The 12,569-nt window shown below is 67.3% G+C and carries 10 protein-coding genes; 2 read left to right on the top strand and 8 right to left on the bottom strand.

Features of this window, described 5'->3' with window-relative positions; translation table 11 throughout:
• Window positions 1–189 precede the first annotated feature (189 nt).
• Both ACZ9YD_RS05970 and ACZ9YD_RS05965 read left to right on the top strand, forming a co-directional pair.
• A complete protein-coding gene (locus ACZ9YD_RS05970; protein ID WP_465074204.1) occupies window positions 190–3,957 on the top strand; it encodes an amino acid adenylation domain-containing protein in 3,768 nt (1,255 codons plus the stop codon).
• A 134-nt stretch (window positions 3,958–4,091) separates the two neighbouring features.
• The gene (locus ACZ9YD_RS05965; RefSeq protein WP_465074203.1) at window positions 4,092–4,532 is read left to right on the top strand and encodes an FKBP-type peptidyl-prolyl cis-trans isomerase; all 441 of its coding nucleotides are present in this window, start codon (window positions 4,092–4,094) and stop codon (window positions 4,530–4,532) included.
• A gap of 41 nt (window positions 4,533–4,573) precedes the next feature.
• Here the strand turns inward: ACZ9YD_RS05965 and ACZ9YD_RS05960 are convergent, their stop codons facing one another.
• The 8 genes from ACZ9YD_RS05960 to ACZ9YD_RS05925 form a co-directional block, all read right to left on the bottom strand.
• Window positions 4,574–5,335 (bottom strand): class I SAM-dependent methyltransferase, encoded by a 762-nt coding sequence (locus ACZ9YD_RS05960; RefSeq protein ID WP_465074202.1) that lies wholly within the window; start codon window positions 5,333–5,335, stop codon window positions 4,574–4,576.
• A gap of 138 nt (window positions 5,336–5,473) precedes the next feature.
• Entirely contained in the window at window positions 5,474–7,582 is a 2,109-nt protein-coding gene (locus tag ACZ9YD_RS05955; protein ID WP_465074201.1) for a CHASE2 domain-containing protein, read from the bottom strand.
• 43 nt (window positions 7,583–7,625) lie between these two features.
• Window positions 7,626–8,237, bottom strand: a complete 612-nt coding sequence (locus ACZ9YD_RS05950; RefSeq protein ID WP_465074200.1) for an OmpA family protein — start codon at window positions 8,235–8,237, stop codon at window positions 7,626–7,628.
• A gap of 2 nt (window positions 8,238–8,239) precedes the next feature.
• Window positions 8,240–8,683, bottom strand: coding sequence for a FecR family protein (locus ACZ9YD_RS05945; RefSeq protein ID WP_465074199.1), 444 nt, complete (start codon window positions 8,681–8,683; stop codon window positions 8,240–8,242).
• Window positions 8,684–8,956: 273 nt separating this feature from the next.
• Window positions 8,957–10,627, bottom strand: coding sequence for a PAS domain-containing protein (locus ACZ9YD_RS05940; protein WP_465074198.1), 1,671 nt, complete (start codon window positions 10,625–10,627; stop codon window positions 8,957–8,959).
• 252 nt (window positions 10,628–10,879) lie between these two features.
• On the bottom strand, window positions 10,880–11,158 hold the full coding sequence (locus ACZ9YD_RS05935) for a hypothetical protein (protein ID WP_465074197.1): 279 nt from the start codon (window positions 11,156–11,158) through the stop codon (window positions 10,880–10,882).
• A gap of 263 nt (window positions 11,159–11,421) precedes the next feature.
• The gene (locus ACZ9YD_RS05930; protein WP_465074196.1) at window positions 11,422–11,793 is read right to left on the bottom strand and encodes a YajD family HNH nuclease; all 372 of its coding nucleotides are present in this window, start codon (window positions 11,791–11,793) and stop codon (window positions 11,422–11,424) included.
• Window positions 11,794–11,928: 135 nt separating this feature from the next.
• On the bottom strand, window positions 11,929–12,432 hold the full coding sequence (locus tag ACZ9YD_RS05925; protein WP_465074195.1) for a hypothetical protein: 504 nt from the start codon (window positions 12,430–12,432) through the stop codon (window positions 11,929–11,931).
• Between the last annotated feature and the right edge of the window lie 137 nt (window positions 12,433–12,569).

The raw sequence follows: 12,569 nt of genomic DNA, 5'->3' as shown, positions 1-12,569 counted from the left end.
GTTTGCACCTGTTGCACGCCTTGCGTTCCGTCAGCTGCCTGCTGGCGCTGACGGTCGCGACGCCCGCGCATGCCGCGCGCGATCGCGCCGGCGCGCTCCGCGCTCATTGCGCGTACAGCACTTCCGTCGCTTCTGCCGCCGCAGGCACATAGACTGCAAAGCCGATTGCGTTCCCTCAAGGAGTCAAGCATGCGGCCTGGACAACACCGTGCGTTGCAAGATGTGACGCTGGATACGATCCCCTCATCCGGGAGCGCCGCCTTCCTGGGCCAGGCGGAGGCACACCGCATTCTCATCGAATGGAACCGGACAGCGCAGGCGTACGACCAGACGGACACCATCTGGGGGCTCGTCGAGAAGCAGGTGCAGGCGCAGCCGCAACAAGTTGCCATCGTCGATGGACACACGCAGATCGATTACGCGCAGCTGGCAGCACGCGCGAATGCGATCGCGGGCGAACTCGTGACGCGGAGCGTGGAGCCGGGGTCGTTGGTCGGCGTGTGTATGGGCCGCACTTGGGAACTGGCGGCGACACTGCTGGGCGTGATGCGCGCGGGGTGCGCGTATGTGCCGCTGGATCCACAGTACCCACGCGAACGGGTGCGCTACATGCTGGCGCACGCCCGTGCGGCGGCGGCCATCGTCGATGATTCGAACGCGGCAGAACTCTGCGCCGGGGTGCCCACACTCGTGCGGCTCGACGAGGTGACGGCACGGGCACCGGCGCCGATGGCCGGGCCCTCGGCGCGGGACCTCGCCTATGTGATCTATACATCGGGCTCGACAGGACAGCCCAAGGGCGTGGCCGTCGAGCATCGAAGCGTCGTTGCGATGACCCGTTCGATGCGTCAGCTGTTCGATGACGAAGAACTGGCCGGTGTACTGGCGGCAGCTTCTGTCTGTTTCGACACCTCGGTCATGGAAATCCTGGGCACGTTGTCGCTCGGCGGCACGGTGGTGCTGTCCGAAAACGCATTGGCGCTGCCGGAACTGCCGTCGGCAGACCGGGTGCGGACAACCATCATGGTGCCGTCGGCGATGCAGGCCCTGCTCGTGGCAGGCGGGTTGCCGAAGGGCGTTCGCTGCGTCGTGCTCGGAGGCGACGTGCTCAAACGTCCGCTGGTGGAGCAACTGCACGCGCTGGCACAACGGCCGCGCGTGCTCAACCTGTACGGGCCGACCGAGGACACCGTCTATGCGACGGCGACCGAGGTGCCCGCAGATGTGGAGACGATCACGATCGGCAAGCCGGTGGCGAACGCCCGCACGTACATTCTGGACGATGCCATGCAACCAGTTGCGGTGGGCGTGTCGGGAGAATTGCACCTCGCAGGCGACCAGCTCGCTCGGGGATATCTGCACGACGAGGCGCGCACGCGGCTGCAGTTTGTCGAGGTGGACCAGAACGGGCCGATTCCGGAGCGACGGCTGTACCGGACCGGCGATCGATGCCGATGGACGACAGAGGGCCAGATCGAGTTCCTCGGACGGGTCGACCAGCAGGTCAAGATCCGGGGCTTCCGGATCGAACTGGAAGAGATCGAGTCGACGCTGGAGTCGATGCCGGGCGTCGAAGAAGCAGCGGCGGCAGCCATCGACATGGACGGTGGCAAGACCCTGCTCGTTGGCTATGTGGTGAGCCGGGACGAAGCGGTGACCAGCGAGGCCTTGCGCACGCACGTGGCAGAGCGGCTGCCCCGATACATGGTGCCGCAGGTTGTGATGCACCTCGCCGACATTCCCCGGTTGCCGAATGGCAAACTCGACCGCAAGCGGCTCCCGAGCCCGGACGTGGGCCAAGCGCATGGCGCGTCGGACCTGCATGCCCCACAGTCCGACCGATCGGTCCCCGACGAGAGCGGAGGCCTGTTGCATCGCCTGGCGAACCTGCCGAAAGACCAGCGGCATCCGGCCCTGCTTGCCATCATCCAGGGCGAAATCGCCCGCTTCCTTCGCCTGGACGATCCAGAACTGGTCCCGCCACATCAGGCGTTGGAAGCCCTCGGCATCGACTCGCTGGACTCGGTCGAACTGAGCCATCGGCTGTCCACGCTTCTGGGCAGGAAGCTGCCCGCATCGACACTCGTCGAACATCCGACGCCCGCCGCCGTTGCCGATCATCTGCTCGACATATTGGGAAGCGGCGCCACAGATCACGCCTCGAACGCACCTGCGAATGGCCGCACCTCGGACACGCTGGGTCATTTCCAGGCGCAGATCCAGTCCGGCCACCCGCCTTTCCTCGCCGCCCGGGCGCCCGCTTGGTCCGCGACCGACAAGGGCACGCTGATCCGCGCGCTCAAAAGCCTGCTCGTCAGTTCAGGGCGGGAGCCCTACAGCAAGCTGGTCCGCACCGGCAGCGGACACAAAGGCACGGTCGCCGACGTGCACACCGGTGAAGAACACGAGGCCATCATCTGGAGCACCAATCTGTATCTCGGTCTGAACCGCGACAGCGACGTCATCCACCAGGCCCGATCCGCCCTCGAACGTTTCGGCACCGGCATGGGCACATCCCCGACCGCATCGGGCATGACCGATCTGCACCTGGACTTCGAGAAAGAGTTCGCCGAGCTCGTGGGCAAGCCGGTCGGCTGCCTGTTCTCCACGGGCTTCACCGCGAACCTCGGGGTGATCGCGGGCATGCTGGGCGACAAGGACGTGGTGGTGATGGACCAGCTCTGTCATGCCTCCATCGTGGACGGCGCCCGCCTGAGCGGCGCGACGATCAGAACGTTCAAACACAACGACCCGACCGACCTACAATCGGTCCTCGAGGCAGAAGCGTCGCCCTACCGCACCACCCTCGTGGTGCTCGAAGGCGTCTACAGCATGGGCGAAGGGACCGCGCCGGTGCGCGACATCGTACGCACGGCGAAACGGCACGGCGCGCTCGTCCTCGTCGACGAAGCGCACTCGTTCGGCTTCTACGGTCCCCGGGGCGCCGGCATCTGCGCGGCCCAGGGCATCACCGACCAGGTCGATTTCATCATGACCACCCTCAGCAAGGCGCTCGGCAGCCTTGGCGGTGTGATTGCCGCCAGTGAGGCACACATCGCACTGCTCAAGACATCCGCCAGGGCCTATGTCTTCCAGGCGACCACCACCCCTGCCGATATCGCAGCGGCGCTGGCCGCATTGCGGCGACTCCGCGCGGACGACGCGCTGCGCGAGCGGCTGTGGGACACCACCCATTACATGCGGCAGCGCTTCTCCGACGCCGGCTACGATCTGGGCACGGGCGATGGCCCCATCGTCACCCCGCATTTTTCCCACAGCGACACGCTGTATGCGATTGCACGCGGCCTGGAGGCGCGCGGCATCCACACGACAGCCGTCACGTATCCGATCGTCGAACGCGGACGTGGGCGCCTGCGCTTCATCTGCTCGGCCGCGCACACGCGCGACGACGTCGACAGAACGCTCGACGCCCTGATCGACGCGCAGCGCGAGGCCGAGAGGATTCGACCGGCAACACAGCACGGCTCCCATGACAGCAGATCGGGCGCGGTCCCATCGCTCGAACGCCACGACATGCCCGGCGCGAAAGTCCAGCAGACCAAGGAGGCGCCGGAGGCCGTGCATCCGGAACGATCCAGCGTGCACGCTTGGGCCCACACCTTTCGCGACTACCTGGAAGGCGCTCTGGCCGAGGTATCGGGTCCGATGCCGGATCTCGCCGTGTCGATCGGACTTCCGGACAAGGAAGACCCGATCACGATCCGGATCGATGGGCGGGCTCTCACGCTGGGTGCGCAAGGCGCAGCGCATATGCCCTGCTGTTCGCTGCTGCTCACGGACGATCCGGCAATCGCCGCGTTGCACGCGCGCGATGTGCAGGGACTGCTCAGCAGCATCGTCAAGGGCACATGCGTCCTGAGCGGGCAGACCGAGCCTTTCGTCTGGCTCATCGGGCGACTGGCCGACTGGCAACGCGCGGATGCGGCGCTTCAATAGGCGGGAGACGGAGAGGGGGTAGTCCAACCTGCCCCCGTTGTCCGCTGCGTGCTGATGTGTAATGGATTCCCCTTCGTCCGCCTGGCGCCCTCGCTCGGGGCTATCCTGTCGCCCCGTTTATAGCGCTGCCTCTCATGACTCATCGCCTGCTTCGCCATGTCGCCGTCCTGTCTGTGCTGCTGCTCGCCGCCTGCGGCAGCCCACCGCCGTACACCGGTGGCGACGTCACCGAACTCGAACGCATCGACATGACAGCGGGCGAAGGCGCACCTGCGGTGGTGGGCGACACGGTCACCGTGCATTACACCGGCTGGCTCTACGACCAGAACGCGCCCGACAAGCGCGGCGCGCAGTTCGACAGCTCGCATGACCGCAGTCAGCCGTTCGTGTTCGAACTCGGCGCGGGTCGCGTCATCCGGGGCTGGGATGAAGGCGTTGCCGGCATGCGGCCGGGCGGTACGCGCGAGCTGCAGATTCCGGCGTGGCTGGGTTATGGCGACAGCGGCGCAGGGAGGGCGATTCCACCCGGCGCGTCGCTGGTGTTCGAAGTGGCGCTGCTGGACGTCCGCAAGTAGCGCGAAACGCGCATCTGCACGCGACCGAGGTCAACGGTTCCTCAGCGCTTGCGAAACACCACCACGTGCTGCCACGGCAATGTCTCGGCAGTGCGTTCCCAGACCAGCGGATGCAGCGCCGTTTCCTTGCGGATCTGCGCCTCGCTCATCTTGTGCAGCGGTTTGATCGGCACATCGTCGTCCTCGGCGCGATACTCGACGAACACCAGTCGCCCACCGGGCCGCAATGCGCGCACCAGCGACTGGAGTACCTCATGCGGGTATTCCAGCTCGTGGTAGACGTCGACCATCAGCGCCAGATCCACGGACGCCGGCGCGAGTCCGGGATCGGTAGCGCTGGCCTGGATCGGAACGAGGTTGTCGAGTCCCGGCTGTGAGGCCAGCTCGGTAAGCATCGCCACCATCTGCGGCTGCACGTCCACCGCGTAGACCTGGCCGCCGGGCGCCACCAGCGGCGCCATGCGGCGCGCGTAATAACCAGTGCCTGCGCCGAAGTCCGCGATCTCCATGCCCGGCTGCAGCGCCAGTTCCTGCAACAGCAGACTGCCGCGCTCCTCGCGCTCGCGTGCCTCGCGCTCCAGCCACGCCGCACCCTGCCAGCCCATGACGGCCGAGATTTCGCGACCCTGATAGGTCTTGCCGATACCGTCCGCGCTCCGTCGCACGGATTCGTAGATGGGTTCGCCTGCGCCAGCGCGTGCGGTGGCCGGCGTTTCGGTCGACTGCACGGACGGCGGCGCGGAACACGCCGACCCCATGCACAACATCAGCGCGAGCACCGCGAACGAATGGACGTGGCGCATGGCGGGCTTCCGGTCAGCGGCGGCAATGCCGAGCGTCCAAGCCTGCACCTTCGGCTGCCATCGCGCAGTGATGTCGCTCCTGTGTTCCGCATGCCTTCCGCCGCACCGATCCACGTCTGCGAGGCATGCGCGGGACTGTCAGTCCTGCACCGCCAAGGCTGGCGTCGCGAATCCAATGCCGGCGTCCGCACCGTCGTAGAACGCATCGCTGCCGACATGTGCGCCGCCTCCCGCCGCTGCGGCCGCAGCCTCATCGCGGAACTCGCCGGCGATACGGGTGATCTCGTCCTCGATCTCGAAGAACGCATCGAGCACGGCCGGATCGAACGTCGCGCCGCGCAGTTCGCGCATCATCGCCATCGCCTGTGCGTGCGGAAACGGCGGCTTGTAGCAGCGGCGATTGACGAGGGCGTCGTAGACGTCGGCCACCGCCATGATGCGGCCCGACAGCGGAATCGCCGGGCCCTTCAGACCGGCCGGATAGCCCGAGCCGTCCCACTTCTCGTGATGTGTCGCGGCGATTTCCGCCGCCACCGACAGGAAGTTGTCGCCTTCGATGTGACGCGACGTGCTGAGGATGATGGTGCGGCCGAACTCGGCATGCCGGCGCATCAGCACCCACTCGGCTTCGGTGAGCGGGCCCGGCTTGAGCAGAATGTGATCGGGCACACCGACCTTGCCGATGTCATGCAGAGGCGCGGACAGGAACAGCAGGTCGATGTACGCCTCGGTCAGGAGATCGGCGTACTGGCCGCTGTCGCGCAGGCGCTGCGCGATGACGCGCACATAGTGCTGGGTGCGCTTGATGTGCGCGCCGGTCTCGGGGTCGCGCGTTTCGGCGACCGCCGACATCGATTCGATCGTGACCTGTCGCGCGTTCTCGAGCTGCCGGCGCCAGCGGCGCGCATGGCGTTGCTGCACCCAGAACCGGATCGCGGCAGCCGCGATCAACACCGTCGATGCCACCAGCGCCGGCGCTGCAACCGGCAGTACGAAGCCGAAGTATTCGAAGCCGGCGAACGCCAGCGCACCGAGCCCGAGCACGATGCCCAGTGTCACGATCGCCACCGTCAGCAGGCTGCGCCCCGACACCAGCAGGCCGCCCTGCAGCAACGCGATCAACAGTCCGAGTGCCAGCGCCGCACCGGCGCCCCACTCCGGCGCCCGCAACACGCGTCCGTCGAACATGTTCTGCATCAGCGCCGACTGCACTTTCGATCCCGAGAATGCAAGGCTCATCGCAGTGATGTGCCGGTCGCCGAGGCCCACTGCCGACGAGCCGATCACGATCACCTTGCCGCGCAGATCCTGCGGTGCATGCCGCCCGGCCAGCACGTCCACCGCCGAGACGCTGGCGTAATCCGCCGGCGGGCCATCGAAGCGCAGCAGCGCATGCCCGCGGCGATCGACCGGTACCACGTGCGGCCCGATCACGAGCGAGGCGCCATCGCGCCCGGCCACCACCTGTCCGGACGACACGCCCAGCGCCCGCATCGTCGTGGCCAGCGCCAGGCTGGGCTGCAGCACGCCGCGGTATTCGATCAGCAGCGGCAGGCGACGCAGCACGCCATCGTCGTCGACCTGCATGTTGACGAACCCGCTGACGCGGGTCTGCGCGCCGATCGCGCCAACGTTGTCGAGCACGCCATGCGCGCTGTCGAGATCCAGCGCGTCCAGCGCACCTTCGAAGCCCACGCCGGGCCGCGTGGGCGCGGTCTCGCCGGTGGTGTGGTCGAAATAGAAATAGCGCGCACCGACCACGCCCGCGTCGGCCATCGCCTGGCCCAGGTAGCCGTCGTTGTCGAGCAGCCCCTCGGGCACGCCGGTGATGGCGACATCGATGCCGAAATCGCGCTGGAAGGTTTTCTGGATATCGGCCAGCGACACCCGGTCCGCCTCGGGCAACAGCACGTCCAGCGCGATCGCCGACGGGCGTTCGGCGGCAATGCGCTCCACCAGCGCGGCAAGGCGATAGCGCGGCCAGGGCCATTGGCCCACTGCCGACAGGCTCACATCGTCGATGTCGACGACCACCGTGTCGGGCGCGGGTACGCCGGTTGCGGTCGCACGCATCAGGCCGTCGAGCACCGCGTCGTCGAATCGTTCCACCGGTGCGACGCGCTGCAGTCCCGCCACGCCAATTGCCACGGCAATCAGCAGGCCGAGCACCAGCAACAGCAAATCCTGCCGTCGACTCTGTGCGGCCCCCAGCCCCGGCGGTTGCGCGCGTGCGTCTACGCGGCGCATCGCGTGCGCCCCATACCTGTCCCTGGCCGCGTGGCCGCTGCCGTCACAGGATCAGGATCTCCGCGCGGCGGTTCCGGGGCTCCGGTTTGCCGGCCGGCGACGGCACCAGCGGCGACTTGTCACCGAACCAGTCCAGCTGCACCGGCAACGCCGGATCGATCTTCCGCAGCAGCGCGGCGACCGCGCGTGCGCGCTCGGCCGAGAGCTGCAGGTTGTACGCGGGCGCGCCCGAGGAGTCGGCATAGCCGAACACCGTCACTTCGGTCGGCAGGCGCTTGCGCACCGCCGCCAGCACCTCGGGCAGCTTCTGCCGGGATTCGGGCGTGAGTTCCATGCTGTCGAACAGGAAATTCAGCACGAAGCTCGACGGCGGCGTGGGCTGCGCGTCCAGCAAGGCGCGGTGCTTCGCCTCGAACGCTTCGCGCGTGTCGGCTTTGGCCTGCGCGGGCGCCGCCGAGGTGCCGGCATCGATGCGGCCATAGGCCTGGTCGAGCCGCTGCTGTCCATGTGCGTTGTGCACCACCACCGCGCCGACCTTGCCGTCCTGGTCGGGCAGCAGGGTCACGCGCGTGGGCGCAGCCGAACAGGCCGACAGCAAGGCGGCCATACACAGCAGCACGAATGCATGCCAATGGCCGCGATAGAGCTTCGCCATGCTCAGTTCGCCTCGATCAAAAAGCGCGTGCCGCGCACGCCCACCGTGGCCTGCGGCGTTTCCACCTTCACCGACTCCGGCGCCAGACGACCGATCTTGCCGGACTCGTAGATCGCCGAGCCCTGCCCCATGTAGACCGAGAATGCGTAGCGGTTGGTCTTCGGCTCGAACACATAGTCGCGCACGTGGACATCCGCGCTTCCGCCGAGCGTGAGCATGGTGCCGTCGCGGAACACGATCGATGCGGTCGCGCCCGGCGCCGTCACGATGCGATCCGCCACCTGCAACTGCGTGCCCGCTTCCGCGACGCGCGTGGCGCTGGCCTGCACGATGCTGACGCTGCCGGACACACCCTTGACCAGCCCGACGTGCAGATCCTCCGCGGCAAGCGGCGACGCGCTGCACGCCAGCCATGCGGCGGCCAGCAAAGTCAATACCTTCGACATCGAATTTCCCCTGTTGATGTATGCACCCGGCCGGGCGACAGCGCGTCAAGCGGTCCGCATGGCCTGAACCCCGAAGCCACGCAGCTCCGTTGTGAAGTCGTTAACGGCTGCGAAGCGGAATGCTACAGAGGCACTTTGTGATGAATTTTTCACTGCCCGCGCGTCCGCTGGCGCAGTTCGGCAACTGCAATGCGCCAGGGCCACGACAGATTCCGCACAACGCCTGAAGCCACGGCGCGTGGCTGCGCGGTTCCAAGACCGACGCCTCGCCCGTCAGAACGCGATCAGTGCACCTGGCGTCGTCACCTTGGCCGGCGACACGTCCGCCGCGAACACGCACAGCCCCAACGCCTGGCTCTTGGCCTGGTACATCGCGGCGTCCGCGGCGCGTAGATAGTCGTCACTCGTGACCAGGCGGGGATGGCTGCACACCAGACCGATGCTCGCGCTGCTGACCACGGTCTGCGGGCCGATCTCGTAGGGCGCTGCCAGGGCGACGGCAATCTGCCGGGCGCGATCGGCGGCGGCATCCGGATCGACGGACTCGAGCAGCACATTGAATTCGTCGCCACTCATCCGGGCGACCAGGTCGACCGCGCGGACGCAGGATTCGAGTCGGCGCGCGACCTGCTGCAGCAACTGGTCACCGACGTGATGGCCGTGGGTGTCGTTGACCGCCTTGAACCCGTCGAGATCGAGCATCAGCACGGCGAACATCGTGGCGTCGCCGTGCGCCGGGGTGCACGCGTCTGCCGCCCCGTCCCGGTACAGCGCAATGGCGTGCTCAAGGCGGTCGCGGAACCGCGGCCGGCCCGGCAGGTTGGTCAACGCATCGTAGGAACTGCCGCGTTCGGCCAGGTCGCTCAGCGAGCCCGCCATCCGCACGGGAACTCCGTCCTCGAACCGGGCGACCCCGCGCCAGTTCACCCACACCAGCCGCCCTGAGCTGTGCCAGGCGCGGAAATCCACGGAGAAGTTCGGGCTGACCCCCGACAGATGCCGCCGGTACGCCGACTGCACGCGTGCGCGGTCGTCGGGATCGATCAGCGTCTGCAGAAAGCGCCAGCCGTCTTCGTGCAGAGCACCGCCACCCGCCAATCCGACGATCTCGTGGAAGCGCCCCGATGCATGCAGCACGTCCGTGCGCAGGTCCCAGTCCCAGATGCCATCGTTGGAACCGCGCGTGGCCAGCGCATAGCGCTCATCGGACCGCAGCAGTTCGAGTTCGGCATTCTTCTCGCGGGTCACGTCGATCATCAGGCCGATCATGCGGTTCGCCCGCCCCGCCTCCACGACCGTCCGGCAGAGGTCGCGCACCCAGATCACCTCGCCGGAGCGCGCAATCAGGCGGTAACTCATCTCGTAGGCGTAGCTGTGCGTCGCGTTGTAGGCGGCCTCGTCGATCGCCAGCGCCGCCGGCAGATCGTCGGGGTGCACGCGCGACCGCCAGAAGCCCGGATCGCTCCGCCACTCCTCCACGGTGAAGCCGAACAGGCGCTCGACCTGCGGGCTCAGAAAGGTATTGCCCGCACCGCGCTCAGCTTCCCAGACCACGCCGTCGATGGTCTCCAGCAATCGCAGGAAGCGCTGGCGCACCTCCACCAGCACCTGCTCGGTGACATCCGTAATTTCGATCAGCACGCCCTGGCGGCTGAGCACACGATCCGCCGCATCGGTCTCGGGCTGCAGCTGCAACCGCATCCACCGGTAGTCCCCATCTGCAAACCGCAGCCGGAAGACCGGCATACCGGATCGCAGCGTGCCGATGTCATCGGCATGCACGAAATCGAGCAACGAATGGTCGATCGCATCGGCCACCCGATGGCCCGTGAGCGTGTGCCAGGCGGGATTGAGATAGGTGACCGTCCACTGGGCATCCGTCTGCACGACCGCGTCGGGCAACAACTGCAGCAGGTGTGCGGACGGTGTGGGGTGGGCGGGCATCTGGCCGCTATGGTCACCGATGCGCGATCACCCGGTCCAGCACGGATGCGCTGCGTTCGGGCGATTGACGACCTCGCCTGCCCCCGGACCCCGCCTGCCCCCGAACGCCGGTGACGTTGCGCGTTCCGACGACGCCCGCGCCTCGGTCATTCAGGGTTTGCCGATCAGCCGGGACGCGTGACCTGTCATCGCTGGCGTGCGTCGCGCAGCCGCGCGAGCGCAGCGGTCGGTTGAACCCGCCCGCGGTCCCGCTCAATCGCGACCGAGACGACGCGCGGCCTCAGCTGCGGTTTTCAGCACGCCGACATAGTCCGTCCGCGCCTTCGGGGCCTGACCTGCCACGCTCTCCAGCCCTTCCACATACGCCGCCGCCAGTGCGGAGGCGTTGTACTGATCGGCCAGCTCGGCCATCGACCTTGCCACGGCATCCTGCAGATGGAACTGCACATTGACGCCCTTCTGCGCCTCATTGGCGAGATCCACGACGCGCAGCAGATGTGGCGTGACAAGACTGACGACGGTGGCTCTCATGGGCGATCCTGGATTCGGAAGTACGGAAGCCTACCCACAGATGCGCTGGCAAACAGGGATCCGCGTGCACTTTTCGACACAGGCCTGTCGCCGGGTGCGGTGCTCTCGCGGCGCCCCCGTCTTGTGCCGGGCATGTCCGCGTTACCGCGCATGTCCGCAGCGGCATGTGCCAGCTTCGCTCTTCCCCAAGCGATACTGGGAAGGCGCGGACACCGTCGCCCCCGGACGCGACCCTGTTCTGTTTCCAGACCGCGCGACGCCGATCAGGAACCGGGCTTCTGCAGCCGCGCTTTCAGATCCGCAAACGGATTGGACGTGGCCGCGGCAGGCGCGTCCTCAGCATTGCGCGCACTGACGCCGGTGTGGTCGAGCTGGCGGGAATGCTCGTTGTCGTGGCAGTACACGCACAGCAACTCCCAGTTGCTGCCGTCGGCCGGGTTGTCGTCGTGGTTGTGGTTGCGGTGATGCACCGTCAATTCCCGCAGATTGACGCGGGTGAACTCGCGCGCGCAGCGGCCGCAGATCCACGGGTACATGCCCAGGGCACGTTCGCGGTAACCCTTGTCGCGCTGCTCGGCGTTGCGCCGGGCGTCGGCGACGATGCGGTCGAGTTTGGTCTGATCGAGATTGGCCATGGGCGAAGTCTAGCCGGAAGGCCGCGTGGGACTACGCGCGGCGCAGGCCATGGGGGCACGACGGCTTGTCGAAGGTGCATCCATCGCGCATCACGCGAGCAAACGCGGTACCCCTTCGGAGTCCACGGGACACGCTCAGTCGGCATGAGCGGTCACTACGCCTGTCTCATCGATATCCCCGCGCCGGCGATCGCTCGCCCGCAGATACAGGCCCCGGCTGCGGCAGACGTCGATATCGCGATAGAGCAGCGTGCGCCCATCGCGAAATCCGATGCGGAAGTCCTGCATGCACGGCTCGCCGGACAACTCGATCGTCGCGGTGTTGAAGCCGCCACGCAGTGGCGCGATCGGGATCGGTACAAATCCGCCGTCGCCGGCGGGCGCCGCCGAGACAGAGACCGCGCTGTCGTGGCTGACGTTGATCAGCTCGAAGTAGCGCGTGCCGGCACCTTCGGCTCGCGCATCAGGGGTGTGGGACAGTGTCGCGAGCAGCGCGACCAGAACGAGAACGCGCACAGGGGTCATGACAGCGGCTCCGGGCAAGGATTGGGACCGGAGGCAGGTGATCCACGCTCCGGCCCTGACATCAGGCCGTCTCGTCGGGGTACCCGAAAGCGATTCGGGACGAATCGTCGTCATGCGCCTGCCAATCGTAGCCAGCCGAAGGCGTCGCTTCCGGCGCACCTTCGATCCGCCTAGGATGCGGACGTCCCACAACGACGCGCGCGGCACGACGCCGACGCCATCACCCGCACGCCACCACCCGCGCAAGCGAC

Source organism: Luteimonas sp. AC640a (genome assembly GCF_979256585.1).
Note: the sequence above shows the minus strand (reverse complement) of the source record. Positions and strands in the feature narration are given on the sequence as shown.

Excerpts from the sequence above, each read along its gene's own strand:
- ACZ9YD_RS05970 (WP_465074204.1), top strand. The coding sequence starts at position 190 with ATGCGGCCTGGACAACACCGTGCGTTGCAAGATGTGACGCTGGATACG.
- ACZ9YD_RS05965 (WP_465074203.1), top strand. The coding sequence starts at position 4,092 with ATGACTCATCGCCTGCTTCGCCATGTCGCCGTCCTGTCTGTGCTGCTG.
- ACZ9YD_RS05960 (WP_465074202.1), bottom strand. The coding sequence starts at position 5,335 with ATGCGCCACGTCCATTCGTTCGCGGTGCTCGCGCTGATGTTGTGCATG.
- ACZ9YD_RS05955 (WP_465074201.1), bottom strand. The coding sequence starts at position 7,582 with ATGCGCCGCGTAGACGCACGCGCGCAACCGCCGGGGCTGGGGGCCGCA.
- ACZ9YD_RS05950 (WP_465074200.1), bottom strand. The coding sequence starts at position 8,237 with ATGGCGAAGCTCTATCGCGGCCATTGGCATGCATTCGTGCTGCTGTGT.
- ACZ9YD_RS05945 (WP_465074199.1), bottom strand. The coding sequence starts at position 8,683 with ATGTCGAAGGTATTGACTTTGCTGGCCGCCGCATGGCTGGCGTGCAGC.
- ACZ9YD_RS05940 (WP_465074198.1), bottom strand. The coding sequence starts at position 10,627 with ATGCCCGCCCACCCCACACCGTCCGCACACCTGCTGCAGTTGTTGCCC.
- ACZ9YD_RS05935 (WP_465074197.1), bottom strand. The coding sequence starts at position 11,158 with ATGAGAGCCACCGTCGTCAGTCTTGTCACGCCACATCTGCTGCGCGTC.
- ACZ9YD_RS05930 (WP_465074196.1), bottom strand. The coding sequence starts at position 11,793 with ATGGCCAATCTCGATCAGACCAAACTCGACCGCATCGTCGCCGACGCC.
- ACZ9YD_RS05925 (WP_465074195.1), bottom strand. The coding sequence starts at position 12,432 with ATGACGACGATTCGTCCCGAATCGCTTTCGGGTACCCCGACGAGACGG.